The organism is Mucilaginibacter paludis DSM 18603 (assembly GCF_000166195.2).
GTDB lineage: Bacteria > Bacteroidota > Bacteroidia > Sphingobacteriales > Sphingobacteriaceae > Mucilaginibacter > Mucilaginibacter paludis.
In genome coordinates this window covers 6,479,469-6,496,627 of the sequence record NZ_CM001403.1, presented here as the reverse complement: position 1 = coordinate 6,496,627, position 17,159 = coordinate 6,479,469, and the positions used below count along the sequence as shown (strand labels likewise).

Below are 17,159 nucleotides of genomic sequence, written 5' to 3'. Positions count from 1 at the left end.
AGAACTAAACACATATGACAAAGGAGGAATACAAGCAGAAATTTACTGATGAAGATGCAGTAGGTTGGCTTGCAATTGACCATGAATTTGAAAAACTTTATCCTAAACAAGAGCCTAAACATTATGGAACAGTAATTAAGTATATGCTTGGCGGCGAAGAGCCACTGGATGGGTTAAGCATTTATGAAAGTGCCAAACAAGCTAATCATTTCCACATTGTAAGTTACGGTTTTTCAGAATTGTATTATGATGAAGAAAGTGCAGGCGAAGAGTTTAGCAAATGGGGATTTGAGTTGACATTTCGTATCAAAAAAATAAATAGCGAAAAACCAGAAGATCAAATTTGGGCACTAAACTTAATGCAAAATTTAGCAAAGTATGTTTTCAAAAATAACAAATGGTTCGAAGAATACCATACCATTGATGCCAAAGGCCCCATCAGGCTTGATTATGATACCGATATTACAGCACTCGTATTTGTGAACGACCCAGAATTGAATGTTATAGAAACCGCGCATGGGCAAGTTCAGTTTTTGCAAATAGTTGGAATTTCAACAGAACAATATGAGGCGCTTAAACAATGTGAAACCCAAGGTGACCGAGCAGATTTTATTTCTCGATTAAAGATTGAAAATCCATTATTAATTACTGACCTCAATAATTAATATTGATCGTGTGCCTGTGAAATTGGTCTCCTTATAGCACTCAATCAAAGTAATCAACAAAGAAGGGGTATCGCTACCCGCGGGGTATACCTTTACCGGAAAGGCCAAGATTTAGCTGATGCCGGATTTTAACGGTACGGATTGGCCAATACCAATATTTTATTACCCTCAACTCTGAAACGGACACCCAGGGTGATCTTTAAAACTTCGAGCAAGTGGTTTAAATCTTTTGTTTTGGAAAAAGATCCTGACAGTTTCATATTTTGTATTGCCGAAGATGTAAAAACAACTTCCATATCGTAGTGCCTGGCAATTTTAGGTAAAACTGTTTGTAAACTTTCCTCGTTAAAAACGAATAAATCGTTTTTGGTTTGCCTTACATCTTTGGTATCATCTGTTAAACCGGATAGACTCTTTAACGGTATTTTTTGAACAGGTTTATGCAAATTGTAATAAATAAAACTTCCTGTAGTGAAGATAATAAATACCCAAAGTGTAGCAACTATCACCGTAGTGTACTTTTTTGATTTGAACATTGAGGAACCCTCGGTTTGATCCATAACGTTTTTTAGTATAAGGCAAACATAAATCGACGACGTTTAAAGTTAACTATTTTATAATAGTTACAAAAACGAAAGGTTAATATAGGGCGGTTATTAACTATTCAGGCGTGTTTGGTTTGGCATGAACCATTAGACTTTGAAGAACGAATTTGCCTAAGTAGAGATTGCTTCGTACCTCGCAGTGACGCTCGAAAAAAGGAGCTCGTGACAGTGATAATCAATTACATAAACCTATAATTGCGGGGAGAAACAACGAGCTTAAAAAGAGTTGATTACATTTCTAAATGCTGGTTAGGCCTGCCCTTCTTGCGTTAGTAATTGAAACGGATACCTGCCCTGTGGCTAAGGGTAGCGCAGTATGAGTGTAAAGTACGGGCCGGAGGCAACGCCCTGACATTTTACCCCAAGGCATTCAAATAACTGGCAGCCACTTGTTAAGAGACGCCAGTTATTTGAATTTATATTTTATTGTGCGAATGGCCTGCGCCGTTTACTCTTTAACAGTAGTTAAATCAAAATCGATGCCGCCAGGGTTGCCTGTTAGTTTACAGATCATCGGAAAATCCGGGTTATTCAATATCCATATTTCGGCTTTGCCGTTGGCGCTTACCGCATGGAAAACATCGGCATCTTTACTATTGATCTGGTAGGCGGTGGTGCTTGGTTTAACGGTAAATTTGATATTATTAAGGGCAAATGTTTGATTTTTAACAAGATCGGCCAGGGTGCTTTTTGAGATGAACATCAGCGTTTCATCGTCTTTAAATTGGGTATCCTGGTTGGGTGACGGTTCTTCCAAACGCATTTTGGTACCGCTCTCTAAAGCTTTAACAGGTATTAAAAAACTGCCGCTACCCAGGCCGGGCAGATTCCATTTAATTTTCATCGGCTCGTTTACGGAGATGATATTTAATGTTAACGGTATTTGCTGCCCGCTATTGGTAGCAATTACGTTGTAGTTTAATGCGCTGCCTACGCCTATTTTAGGTATAAATTTTTGAGCGTAAATTATATTGCCGCATACAAGCGCCAATGCCAGTAGTATTGTCTTCTTCATATGATAAATATAATCAAATTTATGGTATGATTATCCGCCAGGGGCGCCTGATAGTTTTTTTCCTGAGGTAAAGTTAAGCCAATGTTACCTAATATAATTGAGCGTAAGATCGGCGCCAAGGGTACCGTTTTTAGTTTTGCAGATGAGCGGAAAATCCGGGTTGTTTAATATCCACATTTCGTTTTTACCGTCAGCAGATATAGCATGCACCACATCAAGCTCTTTGTTATCAATTTTAATTGGCGATGTTTCGGCTTTTGTAACCGTGTATGTTAAATCGTCAAACTCCATGGTTTGGCTTTTAGCCATGCTTTTAAAGGCTGTTTTTGAGATGAAGGCCATGGTTTCGGCATCCGATAGTTTGGTTACCTCGTCGGGCTGGGGCGCTTGCATAAACATTTTTTTACCGTCTTCAAGGCTTTTGGCTGCCATTACATAGGTGCCTGTGCCGTATTTGGAAACCTCCCAGGTCATTTTTACTGAATCGGCAATGCTGTTTACGTTTAGCAGAAAGTTAATCTTTTCGCCGTTCATGGATATGGTATAGCCCATTTGTGTACCGGCATCAATTTTAGGAACGTATTTTTGAGCAAAAACACTAATGCCGCTTAACAAGGCAATGGCCAAAACGCTGATTTTTTTCATGCCTAAAATTCGGCAGTTGATATTAACTGGAAATTAAAACAATGTAAGCATTTTGAGGGGCGGGGAAGCGGGAAGCAAGAGAGGGGATGCAAGAAACAAGATGCAGGACGAAAAAACAGATGCATCTTCTTGCTTCCTGCTTCATGCTTCATGCCTCTTGCTTCTCGCTTCTAACTTACTGCACGCTAATCAAACTCAGGTCCATCCCCTGGGCGTTATCTTTGGTTTTACATATGAGCGGAAAATCGGGATTATTCAATATCCATATTTCGCCTTTGCCGTTAACTGCCACTACGCGTGTTACATCCCAATCGCGGTCTTTTAACCTAAAGCCCAAGCTATCATTTAGGGCCACCTTATATTTTAATCCATCGTACTCAAAAGTTTGATTTTTTAACATATCATTGTAGGCATCTTTAGATATGCAGGCAAAGGTTTGATAGTCGGGCAGCTTGGTTATCACATCGGGTTCGCGAGTATTGGTTTTGGTGCCTTTACCGCTTTGCAGGGCTTTGGCGGTCATTTCAAAAGTACCGGAGCCATAGCCGTCAATATTCCAGTCGAATTTTGTGGGGTTACCCAGGCTGTTAAAGGTGAGCACCAGGGGCGCGTCCTGGCCGTTTTGAGTTAAAGTATAATTTATAACAGAATTGGCCTTAATTTTAGGATTCAGCTTTTTTTGAGCGAAAACAGCGGTGCCAAGTACCAGTAACAACATTGAAAGCGATATTTTTTTCATCGATAATTGATTGTGATTTAGTAGTATAGACAGTTTATGAATCAAAAAGTTCAATTTGTAGCCGGATTATTATCCGGCATTGTTTTACCTGCCCTTGCCTGGCTTATTTTTGATGTTGTATTTAAAAACGCTGTCCTGTTGAATAAACCGGCCATCCCTTATTTAGCATGTATAGCTATTAATTTACTGGTTTTGCGTTACTTTATACGTCATGGCAAACCCTCGGTTGGCTACGGTTTAATGACTACAACTTTTGTAATAGCCATTATGATATTTAAATTAAAAGTTTAATATGCGATATTACCTTGTTGCCGGCGAAGCCTCCGGAGATTTGCACGGCTCCAACCTGATGAAGGCGCTTAAAGAACGCGATGCGCAAGCCAGTTTCAGGTATTTTGGGGGCGACCTGATGAAAGCCGAAGGCGGCGATCTGGTGAAGCATTATGCAGACATGGCCTTTATGGGTTTTGTAGAGGTGGTGATGAACCTGCGTACCATTTTAAACAATATGAAGGCTTGCAAGCAGGATATTTTAGCCTGGCAACCAGACGTGCTGATATTGATTGATTTCCCCGGCTTTAACCTAAAGATAGCCGATTTTGCTAAGGCCAACGGTTTATTGGTTTGCTACTACATATCGCCGAAGGTATGGGCCTGGAACCAAAAACGGGTATTAAAAATTAAGCGGATAGTCGATCATCTGTTTTGCATACTGCCCTTTGAGGTTGAGTTTTATCAAAAATGGGGTATGCAGGTTGACTATGTGGGCAACCCTTTGTTAGATGCTGTTTCGGCATTTAAACCGGATGCCAGCGCTGTAGCTAACCACAACCTGTCGGGCAAGCCCATCATAGCCCTTTTACCTGGTAGCCGCAAGCAAGAGATAAGCCACCTGCTGCCCCATATGCTTGCCGTAGCCGCGCATTTTAAGCAGTACCAGTTTGTAATTGCGGGAGCACCATCGTTTGAGCTGGCGTTTTACCAACAGTTTATGACAGCAGAACAGGTACCTGTATTGTTTAACAATACCTACAATTTATTAAACAATGCCCGGGCGGCTATTGTAGCCTCGGGCACGGCCACTCTGGAGACAGCCCTTTTTCATGTACCGCAAATGGTGGTTTATAAGGGCAACCCGGTATCTATCGGTATAGCGCGTATGGTTATCAGAATCCGGTTTATATCGCTGGTGAATTTAATTATGGATAAGCTGGTAGTGAAAGAGTTGATACAGGCCGATTATACTACCGCAACCGCCGCCGCCGAACTAAACTTGTTACTGAACGACGAAGCTTATCGCGCCGCGATGCTAAAAAACTATGATGAACTGGATGTACGGATGGGTAAGCCAGGGGCATCGGCAAAAACTGCCGCTTTGATTATTAAATATGCTACTGTTAAGTCAAGAGTACTTAGTCCGGAGTGTTGAGTTAAAATTGCTGGTTTAAGTATTAATGCCTTTGGGTAAACGACAGCCCACATTTTATTATTGACCTACAAAACAATAAACCCCGGCTTGTGAGCCAGGATTAATGTTTCACCAGGTAGATGGTGATGTTAGAATAGGTAGATGTGTATAATAGTTAGGCAGCCGATAAGCTGTCTGTTTTGATCCCTTGCTGTATATTATTGATAAATTTAGCCTGCGAAGCGCGGATGGCACTTAAATCTTCCATTAAAAGTCTTTTCAACTCATTGTCGAAACGGTCAACTAATTTGCTTACTGAGGTTGGCTTGTAGGTTTTCATTTTATTGTGTTTGATGGTTGAATATTTTTATTAACTACTGTTTCTTTTCCTTATCGATATGATCCTTCTCAGTCAGGTTATCTTTTCTGCGTTTGGCTTCTTCGTATAAGCGCTCAATCTGTTCCTTATCGCGGCTATCGCTTGCGGCCTCGGGGTTTAAAGGTTCTTCCCACTCTTTTTCTGCTTCGTTTTCCGGATCATGGTTAGCTACTATCATCATGCTATATATGTTTTGTGCTTGATGAGCATTATGCCAATCAAATGCCAAAGCTGGCCAGTCCTGTTAAATTTTATTAATAAACACCACGGCGGTGGTTGAAGCCGTTTAAATACGGCACCAATAGCCTCGGGGTATAGCGCGGTTTAGCAAAACAGTTTGCTAAATGCTACAAACTGTCGGGTATCACGGTCATACCAACGTAAAATAGAGCTACAGGAATTGTAAAGAAACACCGGGTTTAAACAGTAGAGTTGGGTGAAATCCTATTTACTCTTAATCACTATCGCATTAATCATCTCGTCCAAATCTTCAGCACTTTGTTTAATCATCGGGAAATAGATCTTCTGTATATCTTCCAGGTTTTCTGTCTCCATAATTTGCACCAGGCCTAAAATATTGGCCAGGGGTCGCCTCACCAGGTGCGATTGGCTGTAACCGATCTCTTCCAGCTGCTGGTCCTGTTTTTTAATGATCTGTCCGGCTTCCGTTAAGCTGTCGTTTAGCCTGTCCAGGGTCTTCAGCTGCTTTTCCTTCTGCTCGTTAATATTGGTGCACGATCCGAACCATAGGGTAAGCCTTCCGCTGATATCTTTATACGGCACGGCGCGTATCAGGTACCAGTAATAGGCCCCGCCTGCGGCTTTAATCTGAATCTCGACCTCAAATGTGGTGTTAAATTTTAACGATTCCTCCCATCGTTTGATCATTTTATCGCGCCCTAACGGGTGAAATAACCTGAGGAGGATAAAATTATTCAATTTTTCGGCCCGGAGCCGAAACTCCTGGTAAAAGCGCTCGTTTACAAAGTTAATGGTACCATCCTGCAAGGCTGTCCAGATAATGTTAGGTATCATATGGCAAAGCGTTTCAAACCTGCGCTTGCCTTCCTCTGCCTCTTTTTTTGCTGTCATCAACTCAGCTTCGAGCTTTTTCCGGTCGGTAATCTTAATCAGTATCGCATTAATAACATCGGTATTCCCCCCGGCAGATTTTGTCGTTATGGCATTGCACAAAACCGGAAAGGATCCGTTTTGACTTAACACATCAAAGTTAATTTCGTTAACACTCCCCTCGCGCAGCAACAAAGGCATAATTACCATTTGATAATATAGCCTGCTGCCCACACTGAGCAGGTTATTAAATTTTTGTTTATAAAGCACCTCCTCCTTTTCCAGCCTCAACCAGTTGAGCAATGTTCTGTTAATGCTGATGATGGTTCCGTCGTTGTAAAATGACAGGTAACCGCAGGGGATATTGTCATATAAAAATTCGGTACTTACCATTTTGATACTTTAGCCATCCCTAACAAGGGTTAGTTTTGTATGTACTCCCTGATCGCTTTAATCACTTCAACAGGAGCACTCAAATGAGGGCAATGGCCTGATGCATCAAGTTCTTTTACCGTATTTTCTGGAGTATTCTCATTAATGTATTTCACTGCAGCTGGTGTCGCCAATATATCTTCGTCACATATCAGCGATAGGCTGGGTACATTAACGTGGGGTAAAAAACGCCGGTTGTCCGACAAAAATGTGGCCCTTGCAAAGTTGCGCGCCACTTCGGGGTCGTAAATAATCCAGTCTGCGGTATAACCCTCGCCCAGTTCGGGCCTGTCGGGGTTGCCTATCACCGCAGGCGCCATGGCCCTCGCCCAGCCCTGGTAGTTGTTATCCATCACATCAAAAAGCGAGTCCAGCTCAGCTGGGTTTAGCCCCCCTGCATAATCACCATCGTTAATATAGCAGGCCGAAGGGCCTAAAAATACCAGCTTCTTAAAAAGGCCAGGTTTCTCCAACGATGCCAGCATGCCCACCATGCTGCTAACGCAGTGCCCTACAAAAATGGCATCTTTTAAGTTGAGCGCTTCGGCTATATCCAGCACATCGCTGGCGTATCCGTTCAGGTTGTGATATTTGGCTTTATCATATGCAGATTGGTCCGACTGGCCCGACCCAACAAAATCAAAAAGAACAACCTTATAATCGGGCGCAAAAGCTTCATAAATATATCGCCATGCATTTTGGTCGGCCCCGTAACCGTGGGCAAAAATAATGGCGTTCTGGCCTTCGCCAAATACTTTTACATTGTTTCGTTTTAAAACATCTATATCCATTGTTATTGGTTAAATATAATCACCTTCAACATTGTTCTACAGGGCACAGGTCAGGCTGCCGACCTTAAAATCACCTGCAACTAATGGGCCACGCAAATCACCATAGGCATAAATACCTGCTTATAAAGATAAGCATATTTAAAAGTTAAACCACAAAAAAACCCTTTCAGTTACATGGCTTACACCTTTACGGTATCATAACATCAAACATATGCGCTTTCACCTTTATATTTTATCAATTTTTAAGCCAGGCTAATCCCTTGTATTTCAAGTTTTATTTTTATTTTAACACGTACCTGTTTATTGGCTTAATTTTTATGGCTAACCAATAAACCTCAGAATATTTTTTTTTCATGAAAATAGCAACTTATAACGTAAACGGTGTTAATGGCCGCCTGCCAGTGCTACTCCGCTGGCTTAATCAAACAACGCCTGATGTGGTTTGTTTGCAGGAGCTCAAGGCCCCGCAAGAAAAATTTCCGGAGCAGGCCATAGCCGATGCCGGCTACCAGGCCATTTGGCACGGGCAAAAAAGCTGGAACGGCGTAGCTATATTAACCCGCAACCTGCAAATTAAAGAAATTGGCCGCGCCCTGCCCGGCGACCCGGAAGATATGCACAGCCGCTATATTGAGGCCGTAGTTAACGGCATCCATATCGGTTGCCTTTACCTGCCCAACGGCAACCCCGCCCCCGGGCCTAAATTTGATTATAAGCTGCAATGGTTTGAAAGGCTTAAAAGCCACGCCGCCAGCTTGCTGGCAGCAGGCACACCAGTAGTATTAACCGGCGATTATAATGTAATGCCTACCGAGCTGGATGTGTACAAACCCGAGCGTTGGCTTGATGATGCCTTGTTCAGGCCCGAAACAAGAGCCGCCTTTAAGGATCTGGTTGACCAGGGTTGGACAGACGCCATCAGGAAACTTTATCCCAGCCAAAAGATATATACCTTTTGGGATTACTTTCGCGACGCCTACGGCCGCGATGCCGGTTTACGCATAGATCATTTTTTGCTTAGCCCCCAACTGGACGGCCGCCTGCTTGCCGCCGGGGTTGACCGCAATGTACGCGGCTGGGAAAAAACAAGCGACCATGCACCCGTTTGGATTGAACTGGCGGATTGATAGGTTTGCATGGAACTTAACTTTATTAAGGTAACATTTTTTTGTCTGGCAACAAACATATGGGTTCCCTTTGCCTAACAATTTATGCTAAACAAATCGCAATAAGGCCGTTGCCTGCGGCCCGCGCTTTCCGCTCATACTGCGCGGGCCTTAGCCACATTGGCCGGTATCCGCTACTATCGCTAACGGAAACGATGAGTTTTACTGGAAGTGTTCACTAATTTTTCATAATCCGAAACCGGCACTTAATTGCAATGCGGCCACAAACCAACTGAATGGGTATTATACCTATTTACTTAATAAAATAACAACACAACCTGATAAACCTTAACGATTAAGTACAAGCAACCAATCATCAACCAGCTTACCTACATTCAAAACCCTTTTCGTTCTATGAACATTACTTAAATTTTGCTAATATTGAATTTACTAATATTAACTGCATGGCATTTAGGTTTAAAGTTTTGCACGTATGGCAAAAAACGTTGGGCTTAGCTGACGAAATCAACAAGCTAACCAAATCATTTCCAATAGACAACCTCAAAGTAATTGCTCCCCCAATAATGCTCGTGGCCAACGCTACCGTACCTGGTGAAGCTAAAGGCTTAAATGGCCAAACTAAAGCAGGTTTGGAACAATTTCTCAGAACATGCGCTCAAATCGGCAATAGATCATAGGCCAAAATATAAGATACAATCAGTCACCATGAATCATGCTCTACCAAATATAACATCCATTACAACTAAATAACAAACGCATCTATGTCGCCAGCAATACTCCTCTCCTTTATTATCGGTTACTTTTTAGTACTTATCCTCATCTCCTACCTCACATCCAGAAAATCGTCTGACAACGATACGTTTTTCGTAGCCAACCGTAATTCAAAATGGTACCTGGTAGCCTTCGGGATGATAGGTACCGCCTTAAGCGGGGTAACCTTTATATCTGTACCCGGAAAAGTTGGCGCGCCCACCGGCGATCAGTTTGAGTATTTTCAGTTTGTGTTGGGTAACGCTGCCGGGTTTATTGTAATAGCAACCGTATTGCTGCCGCTATATTACCGCTTAAAACTAACCTCCATCTACAGCTATATTGAGGGTGCGCTGGGCACCTGGAGTTATAAAACGGCGGCAGGGATATTTTTAATCAGCCGGGTTATAGGCTCGGCGTTCCGTTTATACCTGGTGGTTATTGTGCTGCAAAAATTTATTTTTGATAGTTACCATGTACCTTTTGCGGTTACGGTGCTCATCTGCTTGTTGCTCATCTGGTCGTACACATATAAAGGCGGGTTAAAAACCATTATTATTACCGATAGTTTGCAAACATTTTTCCTGGTATCGTCGGTTTTCTTATCTATCTACTTTATATGCCGCAGCCTGAACATGAATGTTTTTGAGGCTGCCGATGCCATTAAAAACAGCAGTTACTCGAAAATATTTTTCTTTAACGATCTTTTAGCCAATAAATTCCATTTTGGCAAGCAGTTTATGGGGGGCTTGTTTATTACCATTGCCATGGTGGGTTTGGATCAGGATCTGATGCAGAAAAACCTAAGCTGCAAAAACATCGGCGAAGCACAAAAAAATATGTTCAGTTTTACCGGCGTTTTTGTAATTATCAATATCTTTTTTTTAAGCGTAGGTGCCTTGCTGTATATGTACGCCCAAAAGTATGGTATAACCGTACCCAAAACTGACTACCTATATCCTACCCTCGCTTTAAATTACCTGGGCCTTGTGCCGGCTGTGGTGTTTATGTTTGGCTTAACGGCTGCTACCTTCGCTACTACCGATTCGGCATTGACGGCGTTGACAACATCATTTTGCGTTGACTTTTTAAATTTCAACAAAAGCGAAAACGTGAATAGCAAGGCCATGGTAAGGGCCCGGCACCTGGTACACATTGCCTTTTCGGGGCTCATGTTTTTAACCATCATTATTTTTAACGCCATTAATAACGATGCCGTAGTAAGCGCCATATTCAAAGTCGCCTCGTATACTTACGGCCCGCTACTCGGCCTATATTCGTTTGGCCTATTTGTAAGCCGCAGACAGGTAGAGGATAAACTGGTACCGTTTATTTGTTTGATATCGCCCGCTGTGTGCTACTTTTTAAGCCTGAATTCAAAAACATTATTCGGCGGATACGTATTTGATAACGAATTGATCATTATTAACGGGTTGATCACCTTTGTGGGGCTCTGGATAACATCAAGCAGGAAGAAGGAGTTGGTTGCTGGTTAGTTATTTGGAAGATATTCGTGAACTACAAACACCGCTCGATCACCAGGGACTATGGACCATGGACTATCGACTATTGACCATGGACCATAAATAACATCCGCTAATTCTCAACCAAAACAACTATATTTACACCCTTTTGTGAAGAAATATGACAAGTGAAGAAAAAATCAGACACGCGTTTGAGAATAAGAACTGGCAGGAAATTAAGGTAACTGATAGCTGGCAGATATTTAAGATAATGGCCGAGTTTGTTGACGGCTTTGAGAAGATGGCCAAAATTGGCCCCTGTGTTTCCATATTCGGGTCGGCACGCACCAAAAACGAGAACCCTTATTATAAAATGTCGGAAACCGCAGCACGTTTATTAACCGAACGTGGTTATGGCGTTATATCCGGCGGTGGTCCCGGCATTATGGAAGCTGCCAATAAAGGCGCTTACGAGGCTGGCGGTAAATCGGTAGGTTTAAATATTGAGTTGCCTTTTGAGCAGTTCCACAATAAATATATCGACAGGGATAAACTGATGGAGTTTGATTACTTTTTTGTACGTAAGGTAATGTTTATGAAATACTCGCAAGGCTTTATAATCCTGCCCGGCGGCTTCGGCACCATGGATGAATCGTTTGAGGCTATTACGCTGATCCAAACCGGTAAAATTGCCCGTTTCCCTATCGTTTTTGTAGGCACCGACTATTGGGGCGGTTTATTTAAGTGGGTTGAAGATAAAATGCTGAATGCCGAAAACAACATCAAGGCCGACGATCTGAACTTGTACCGTGTAGTTGATACTGCCGAAGAAGCAGTTGAGCATATCTTCAGGTTCTATGATAAATATGTACTGAAACCGAATTTTTAATCAACAATATGTATTCAAAATAGCCATTGCCCAAATACGGCAATGGCTATTTTGTTTTACTTAAGCTCCGCTACAGCCTTAGCTTTTGCAACATAAGGCGTTGCAGCTATATCCACCATACTTGAAACTTCGTCTACCAAAGCATCGGCTGATCCGGCGAAACCAATTACCTTAAACCTGATATTACCATCTTTATCGATCACGAATTTAGTAGGTATGCCACTTACTTTATAGGCGCTAACCACTTTCGATTGTCTGCCATCACTTCCTTTTTCGTCAATGAGCACCTGCATATCGTTATACTTGTTATCGGCCACAAACTTCTTCACCCCGGTAATAAAATCCGCATCAGTTTCCCAGGTATCAATAAACAAGAATACAACACCGGGATTGTTTTTATATTTATTTACAGCCATTTGCATGGCTGGTAATGATGCCTTACACGGGCCGCACCAGGTGGCCCAAAAATCAACTATCACTACCTTACCCTTTAAATCCTGCAGGGCAATTGTTTTTCCATCTAAATCCTTAATTGTAAAAATAGGCGCAGGTTCATTAATAGCTTGTTTAGCTATAGCCTCACGGTTTTTTGCCGTAGCTTGCTCGGTCAGTGCAGCCAGGTATTCATCATAGCCCGCATCGCTGCCTTTCACTTTAACATATTCGTTTTTTAGTTCGCTCCTTACATCCTTTGAGCCTTTTCCAGTTTTTACCAATGTTTCAAAAATATCCATCGCTTCCCGGTTGCTGCCCAAAGCAGCCACTATCAAAGCATAGTGCTCACTTACTTCAGGGCCTTTAGAAATTTCGTAAACGGGCTTCTGGTAAGCAAGCGCTTCCTGGTATTTCCCCTGCTTGTACAATATAAACGCATAGGTGTCGGCGTAAATGCGATAAGTTTGGTTGGCAGCCTTATTCCAGGCAGTCAGGGTATAAGCCTGCGGTTTGTTTTGCGTCAGATTTTTCCGATCGTTATCGGCCATATCCAATGCTTGTTTAGACAATTGCTCAGCCTTAACCAGATCGGTTCCCTTTTGAGCCATCTCGTACGCAACGCTGTTTAACATAGGTGCCAACCTCTTTTTGTCAGTTATCTGCCCGGCATAAACATCAAATTGACTATACATCCCACCTTGCACATAAGCCGATGCCAGCATCAATTTCATATCATCAATTCCAATCAACCCTCTGGCAGATTGCTCTGCAGTATATTTTTTGGTGTAGGCATCGTATAAACGTTGCTTTTTTTCGACATCCTTCTCTTTATAAAAAGCAAGGGTGGCATCATTCATCACCAGCGCTCCATCCGGGAATTTATTTTTGATAACTGTTGTCATAGAATCCGACTGGGACCGTTTGTTTAAAAGCGCAAAGTAAGATTGTACCTTCATGAGGTCCCTTTCGTTATTGCTTTTTAGCAAAAGGGCAATTTCTTGTTCAATTTGCTGGTCAACACCGGGCCTTTTGGTTAATATTAAATAACGATAATAACTCAACTTGTAAGAATTTTCGTTTTCAGGATAAAGCGCAAATTCTTTTTCATACATTTTAATGACTTCAGAAGTATCTTTTTTGATGCCGGTATAATAATTACCTAAACTGCCATAAAAGGTAGCTTCGGCTGCGTATGCGCCAGATACCGGTTTACCGTCTTTATATACCGGCCATATAAATCCTTTCTGGTCGTTTTTATCTTTTTCAGTTCCTTTATAAAACTTAAAAAAGAAAGCTTTTGTATCCGCCGGAATTTGAATTTTACCTATCCACCCGGTGCCTTCACGTTTCATATCAATATCCTCAACCGCCGTACCTTTACCCATATAATAAATTTCTGCCGCTATAGCGTCCTTACCTGTTAATGGAGAACCCTCGGGGTTATAAGTAAAAGTAATGGTTTGGCCCGCGGCAGGCCTATTGTTTGATAGCGACAGGCGGTTATCCTGCGCGGTGGCGTATTGCAGGGCAAACAGCCCCGGCAAGGCGCAAAGCATGGCGATGAATTTCATAGGTAACTAAGTTTATAGTTAAATATACTACTTTATTGATCATAAACAAATTATAATTTATTAATATTTTAAAGATTGATATTTGATCATTCTTATTTATTTTGCAAGCATGGATCAACCAGTTAAAACAAAGCGCCCGGCGGCGTTGGGTTTCATTTTTATCACGTTGCTTATTGATGTTACGGGTTTCGGAATCATCATACCCGTTTTCCCCAAACTAATCCAGCACCTGGTTCATGGCGACCTGAGCACAGCTGCCCGGTACGGAGGCTACCTTACCGTTGCCTATGCCGTTATGCAATTTTTATTTGCACCGGTAATTGGCAACCTGAGCGACAAGTACGGTCGCCGCCCGGTTTTGCTCGGATCACTTTTAGGGTTCGGGGTGGATTATCTTTTTCTGGCCTTTGCCCCTACCATCTGGTGGCTGTTTCTGGGCCGTGTTATTGCCGGCATCACCGGGGCAAGCTTTACCACGGCTACCGCCTATATAGCTGATATCAGCACAAACGAAAACCGTGCGCAAAACTTTGGCATGGTGGGCGCCGCCTTTGGCATGGGCTTTATTATAGGCCCTGTTTTGGGTGGCGTTTTAGGAAACTACAGTACGCAACTGCCGTTTATAGCGGCCTCGGCCCTGGCCTTGTTAAATGCCCTGTACGGGTATTTTGTGTTGCCAGAATCGCTGCCTGCGGATAAGAGGCGAAAATTTGAGCTAAGCCGCGCTAACCCGATAGGCTCGTTGGTGCAATTGGGCAGATATCCGGCTGTTTTAGGTTTAATTACCTCGTACGTGCTTATTTACCTGGCAGCGCAATCCGTACAAACCGTATGGACATTTTATACGATGGAGAAATTTAACTGGAGCGAAGCCTGGGTTGGCTATTCGTTAGGTTTTATCGGCTTGCTGGTTGGGGCCGTACAAGGTGGGCTTACCCGCTTAGTTATCCCGAAGCTGGGTAACCAGCGAAGCGTTACCTTGGGCTTATTACTCTACAGCATCGGCCTGATCTTGTTTGCTTTTGCCAGTAAAAGCTGGATGATGTTTGCATTTTCTATCCCCTATTGCCTGGGCGGTATTGCCGGACCGGCTTTGCAGGGCATTATTACGGCCGAAGTACCGGCTAACGAGCAGGGCGAGCTGCAAGGAGGCCTAACCAGCTTGGTAAGCCTTACCTCTATTGCGGGGCCGTTTATCATGACTACCCTTTTTGCTTATTTCACGGGCAAAAATGCGCCGCTGCAATTTCCGGGGGCTCCATTTATGCTGGGGGCTATTTGTATGCTTTTAGCCACCGTTTTTGCCGTACGCAGTTTTAAACGGAATATTGCTTAATGCCTATTTTAAACCAGGCAACTTAACTGCGTTTCGCAAGTAATCAGTACCTTTGCGGGCCGCTTTACAAGGGGCCTTATGAAACAGCTTTATACCAAATACAAACCTCATTACCGCGATAATTTAAGCCTGGCCATACCGGTTGTGATATCACAACTGGGCCACATGCTGGTGCAAACGTCGGATAGCGTGATTATCGGCCATTTTGCAGGCACCACGGCCCTGGCTGCAGTTTCGCTGGCTGGCAGTGTTTTTATGGTGATCCTGGTAACTGGCCTGGGTATATCTTACGCCATAACGCCTTTAATAGCTCAGGCTAACGGCCGTAAAAATTACAGCGAATGCGGGCAACTGCTTTTTAACAGCCTGCTTATTAACCTGTTTACTGCCCTTGTACTTTTTGGGGTGGTGTACTTTGGCTCGCGGCTCGCGCTCGATAACCTGAACCAGGCGCCCGAAGTGATTACCCTGGCTAAGCCTTTTTTGTTGTTGCTGGGAGTATCAATCGTCCCCCTGATGATATTTAATACCTTTAAGCAATTTGCAGAGGGGCTTGGCTTTACCAAACAGGCCATGAAGATCTCCATCTGGGGAAACCTGCTTAATATTTTCCTCGGGATAATTTTTGTAAAGGGCATGTTTGGCATTACACCAATGGGGGTACGCGGGGTTGGGTACAGCACCCTGATTGACCGTTGTGTGATGGCCACGGTAATGAGCCTCTACGTTTTAAGATCGGCCCGTTTTAAGGTTTATTTAAAAGATTTTGCCCTGCGCAGCTTTAGCCGTGTGCGCAGCTGGCAGTTGTTGCGATTGGGCGCTCCGGTTGCCATGCAATATACCTTCGAGATCAGCGCTTTTGCAGGCGCCAATATTTTGATAGGAACCATCAGCGCCGTTGATCAGGCGGCCCACCAGGTAGCCATCAGCCTGGCCTCCATCACCTACATGATGGCCAGCGGCCTGTCGTCGGCAGCGGCCATTAAATCGGGCAATAACTTTGGCGCCAAAAATTTTGCGGGCCTAAGGCTCTCGGCCATATCAAGCTACCACATTGTATTAGGCTTTATGTCGGTAACGGCACTGATCTTTATGTTTGGTAACCATATTTTACCCTGGATCTACACCTCCGACCAACAGGTAATTCAGGTAGCCGCGCAGTTACTTATCCTGGCCGCCATATTCCAGTTGTTTGATGGGGCGCAGGTTGTAGGGCTCGGCATTTTACGCGGCATGGGCGATGTAAACTACCCTACCCTCATCACCTTTCTGGCTTATTGGGTACTGGGTTTACCTTTTGGCTATTGGTTGGGCTTCCACCTGCACTTAGGCGCAATTGGCGTTTGGTGCGGCCTGGTGCTGGGCCTCGGGGTAGCATCGTTACTGCTGTTTGCACGGTTCCAGGTGATTAGTAAGCGGATTAGCCTGTAGTCCATGGTCGATCTATAGTCCATGGTCGATAGACCATAGACCATGGTTTTGGCTTTCGGGGTAGGCTATGGTCGCTAAAAACTTAAACTGCGGGGCTATATAGTCCATGGTCGATAGTCCATAGACCATGGTTTGGGCTTTCGGCATACTATGGTCGATGATCCCATGGCCACTGAAAACTTATTTAACTTGTATATAGGCTATCGACTTTTTACCGTGGACTATGGACTATCGACCATGGACCACTCATGGGCCATCGACTTTTTACCATGGACTATGGTCTATCGACCATGGACCACTCATGGGCCATCGACTTTTTACCATGGACTATGGTCTATCGACCATGGACTACTCATGAGCCATCGACTTTTTACCATGGTCTATGGACTATCGACCATGGACTACTC

At 43.4% G+C, this 17,159-nt stretch carries 19 protein-coding genes; 9 read left to right on the top strand and 10 right to left on the bottom strand.

The genetic code is table 11. From position 1 onward, the window contains the following. Nucleotides 1-14: 14 nt before the first annotated feature. Nucleotides 15-665 carry a suppressor of fused domain protein gene (locus MUCPA_RS27265; protein WP_008510863.1) on the top strand — a complete coding sequence of 217 codons (651 nt, stop codon included), beginning with the start codon at nt 15-17 and terminating at the stop codon, nt 663-665. Between the two features lie 128 nt (nt 666-793). On the opposite strand, the gene MUCPA_RS27260 is transcribed toward MUCPA_RS27265, so the two are convergent. The 4 genes from MUCPA_RS27260 to MUCPA_RS27245 all read right to left on the bottom strand — a co-directional run bounded on the left by MUCPA_RS27260 (nt 794) and on the right by MUCPA_RS27245 (nt 3,669). After that, nucleotides 794-1,225: a DUF4974 domain-containing protein gene (locus MUCPA_RS27260; protein WP_040626524.1), complete on the bottom strand. Its 432-nt coding sequence runs from the start codon at nt 1,223-1,225 to the stop codon at nt 794-796. Nucleotides 1,226-1,718: 493 nt separating this feature from the next. After that, on the bottom strand, nt 1,719-2,285 hold the full coding sequence (locus tag MUCPA_RS27255; protein WP_008510861.1) for a hypothetical protein: 567 nt from the start codon (nt 2,283-2,285) through the stop codon (nt 1,719-1,721). Nucleotides 2,286-2,369: 84 nt separating this feature from the next. Next, nucleotides 2,370-2,930, bottom strand: coding sequence for a hypothetical protein (locus MUCPA_RS27250; RefSeq protein ID WP_008510860.1), 561 nt, complete (start codon nt 2,928-2,930; stop codon nt 2,370-2,372). A gap of 175 nt (nt 2,931-3,105) precedes the next feature. Continuing rightward, entirely contained in the window at nt 3,106-3,669 is a 564-nt protein-coding gene (locus tag MUCPA_RS27245) for a hypothetical protein (RefSeq protein ID WP_040626521.1), read from the bottom strand. 36 nt (nt 3,670-3,705) lie between these two features. Between MUCPA_RS27245 and MUCPA_RS27240 the strand changes: the two genes are divergently transcribed. Both MUCPA_RS27240 and lpxB read left to right on the top strand, forming a co-directional pair. Further along, entirely contained in the window at nt 3,706-3,960 is a 255-nt protein-coding gene (locus tag MUCPA_RS27240; RefSeq protein WP_008510858.1) for a hypothetical protein, read from the top strand. Between the two features lies 1 nt (nt 3,961). Next, nucleotides 3,962-5,098 (top strand): lipid-A-disaccharide synthase, encoded by a 1,137-nt coding sequence (gene lpxB / locus MUCPA_RS27235; RefSeq protein WP_008510857.1) that lies wholly within the window; start codon nt 3,962-3,964, stop codon nt 5,096-5,098. 154 nt (nt 5,099-5,252) lie between these two features. Here lpxB and MUCPA_RS37925 read toward each other — a convergent pair whose 3' ends face one another. The 4 genes from MUCPA_RS37925 to MUCPA_RS27220 all read right to left on the bottom strand — a co-directional run bounded on the left by MUCPA_RS37925 (nt 5,253) and on the right by MUCPA_RS27220 (nt 7,750). After that, nucleotides 5,253-5,417: a hypothetical protein gene (locus MUCPA_RS37925; RefSeq protein WP_008510856.1), complete on the bottom strand. Its 165-nt coding sequence runs from the start codon at nt 5,415-5,417 to the stop codon at nt 5,253-5,255. 34 nt (nt 5,418-5,451) lie between these two features. Continuing rightward, the gene (locus tag MUCPA_RS27230; RefSeq protein WP_157543992.1) at nt 5,452-5,637 is read right to left on the bottom strand and encodes a hypothetical protein; all 186 of its coding nucleotides are present in this window, start codon (nt 5,635-5,637) and stop codon (nt 5,452-5,454) included. A 263-nt stretch (nt 5,638-5,900) separates the two neighbouring features. Further along, entirely contained in the window at nt 5,901-6,920 is a 1,020-nt protein-coding gene (locus MUCPA_RS27225) for a PAS domain S-box protein (RefSeq protein WP_008510854.1), read from the bottom strand. Nucleotides 6,921-6,949: 29 nt separating this feature from the next. Beyond that, on the bottom strand, nt 6,950-7,750 hold the full coding sequence (locus MUCPA_RS27220; RefSeq protein ID WP_008510853.1) for an alpha/beta fold hydrolase: 801 nt from the start codon (nt 7,748-7,750) through the stop codon (nt 6,950-6,952). Between the two features lie 353 nt (nt 7,751-8,103). Here MUCPA_RS27220 and xth point away from each other — a divergent pair, with 353 nt between their 5' ends. The 4 genes from xth to MUCPA_RS27200 all read left to right on the top strand — a co-directional run bounded on the left by xth (nt 8,104) and on the right by MUCPA_RS27200 (nt 11,979). After that, entirely contained in the window at nt 8,104-8,877 is a 774-nt protein-coding gene (xth, locus tag MUCPA_RS27215) for an exodeoxyribonuclease III (protein ID WP_008510852.1), read from the top strand. Between the two features lie 443 nt (nt 8,878-9,320). Beyond that, the gene (locus tag MUCPA_RS27210; protein WP_008510851.1) at nt 9,321-9,554 is read left to right on the top strand and encodes a four helix bundle protein; all 234 of its coding nucleotides are present in this window, start codon (nt 9,321-9,323) and stop codon (nt 9,552-9,554) included. Between the two features lie 84 nt (nt 9,555-9,638). Continuing rightward, the gene (locus MUCPA_RS27205; RefSeq protein ID WP_008510849.1) at nt 9,639-11,123 is read left to right on the top strand and encodes a sodium:solute symporter; all 1,485 of its coding nucleotides are present in this window, start codon (nt 9,639-9,641) and stop codon (nt 11,121-11,123) included. 148 nt (nt 11,124-11,271) lie between these two features. Further along, nucleotides 11,272-11,979 (top strand): LOG family protein, encoded by a 708-nt coding sequence (locus MUCPA_RS27200; RefSeq protein WP_008510847.1) that lies wholly within the window; start codon nt 11,272-11,274, stop codon nt 11,977-11,979. Nucleotides 11,980-12,035: 56 nt separating this feature from the next. Here the strand turns inward: MUCPA_RS27200 and MUCPA_RS36445 are convergent, their stop codons facing one another. Continuing rightward, nucleotides 12,036-13,985 carry a redoxin domain-containing protein gene (locus MUCPA_RS36445; protein ID WP_008510846.1) on the bottom strand — a complete coding sequence of 650 codons (1,950 nt, stop codon included), beginning with the start codon at nt 13,983-13,985 and terminating at the stop codon, nt 12,036-12,038. 109 nt (nt 13,986-14,094) lie between these two features. On the opposite strand from MUCPA_RS36445, the gene MUCPA_RS27190 reads away from it, so the two are divergent. Continuing rightward, a complete protein-coding gene (locus MUCPA_RS27190) occupies nt 14,095-15,321 on the top strand; it encodes a TCR/Tet family MFS transporter (protein WP_040626517.1) in 1,227 nt (408 codons plus the stop codon). A gap of 78 nt (nt 15,322-15,399) precedes the next feature. Next, entirely contained in the window at nt 15,400-16,752 is a 1,353-nt protein-coding gene (locus MUCPA_RS27185; protein WP_008510844.1) for an MATE family efflux transporter, read from the top strand. A 12-nt stretch (nt 16,753-16,764) separates the two neighbouring features. Here the strand turns inward: MUCPA_RS27185 and MUCPA_RS39340 are convergent, their stop codons facing one another. Further along, nucleotides 16,765-16,899, bottom strand: coding sequence for a hypothetical protein (locus MUCPA_RS39340; protein WP_262492969.1), 135 nt, complete (start codon nt 16,897-16,899; stop codon nt 16,765-16,767). Between the last annotated feature and the right edge of the window lie 260 nt (nt 16,900-17,159).

Coding starts and splice junctions, on each gene's coding strand:
- MUCPA_RS27265 (WP_008510863.1), top strand. CDS start 15: ATGACAAAGGAGGAATACAAGCAGAAATTTACTGATGAAGATGCAGTA.
- MUCPA_RS27260 (WP_040626524.1), bottom strand. CDS start 1,225: ATGGATCAAACCGAGGGTTCCTCAATGTTCAAATCAAAAAAGTACACT.
- MUCPA_RS27255 (WP_008510861.1), bottom strand. CDS start 2,285: ATGAAGAAGACAATACTACTGGCATTGGCGCTTGTATGCGGCAATATA.
- MUCPA_RS27250 (WP_008510860.1), bottom strand. CDS start 2,930: ATGAAAAAAATCAGCGTTTTGGCCATTGCCTTGTTAAGCGGCATTAGT.
- MUCPA_RS27245 (WP_040626521.1), bottom strand. CDS start 3,669: ATGAAAAAAATATCGCTTTCAATGTTGTTACTGGTACTTGGCACCGCT.
- MUCPA_RS27240 (WP_008510858.1), top strand. CDS start 3,706: ATGAATCAAAAAGTTCAATTTGTAGCCGGATTATTATCCGGCATTGTT.
- lpxB (WP_008510857.1), top strand. CDS start 3,962: ATGCGATATTACCTTGTTGCCGGCGAAGCCTCCGGAGATTTGCACGGC.
- MUCPA_RS37925 (WP_008510856.1), bottom strand. CDS start 5,417: ATGAAAACCTACAAGCCAACCTCAGTAAGCAAATTAGTTGACCGTTTC.
- MUCPA_RS27230 (WP_157543992.1), bottom strand. CDS start 5,637: ATGATGATAGTAGCTAACCATGATCCGGAAAACGAAGCAGAAAAAGAG.
- MUCPA_RS27225 (WP_008510854.1), bottom strand. CDS start 6,920: ATGGTAAGTACCGAATTTTTATATGACAATATCCCCTGCGGTTACCTG.
- MUCPA_RS27220 (WP_008510853.1), bottom strand. CDS start 7,750: ATGGATATAGATGTTTTAAAACGAAACAATGTAAAAGTATTTGGCGAA.
- xth (WP_008510852.1), top strand. CDS start 8,104: ATGAAAATAGCAACTTATAACGTAAACGGTGTTAATGGCCGCCTGCCA.
- MUCPA_RS27210 (WP_008510851.1), top strand. CDS start 9,321: ATGGCATTTAGGTTTAAAGTTTTGCACGTATGGCAAAAAACGTTGGGC.
- MUCPA_RS27205 (WP_008510849.1), top strand. CDS start 9,639: ATGTCGCCAGCAATACTCCTCTCCTTTATTATCGGTTACTTTTTAGTA.
- MUCPA_RS27200 (WP_008510847.1), top strand. CDS start 11,272: ATGACAAGTGAAGAAAAAATCAGACACGCGTTTGAGAATAAGAACTGG.
- MUCPA_RS36445 (WP_008510846.1), bottom strand. CDS start 13,985: ATGAAATTCATCGCCATGCTTTGCGCCTTGCCGGGGCTGTTTGCCCTG.
- MUCPA_RS27190 (WP_040626517.1), top strand. CDS start 14,095: ATGGATCAACCAGTTAAAACAAAGCGCCCGGCGGCGTTGGGTTTCATT.
- MUCPA_RS27185 (WP_008510844.1), top strand. CDS start 15,400: ATGAAACAGCTTTATACCAAATACAAACCTCATTACCGCGATAATTTA.
- MUCPA_RS39340 (WP_262492969.1), bottom strand. CDS start 16,899: ATGCCGAAAGCCCAAACCATGGTCTATGGACTATCGACCATGGACTAT.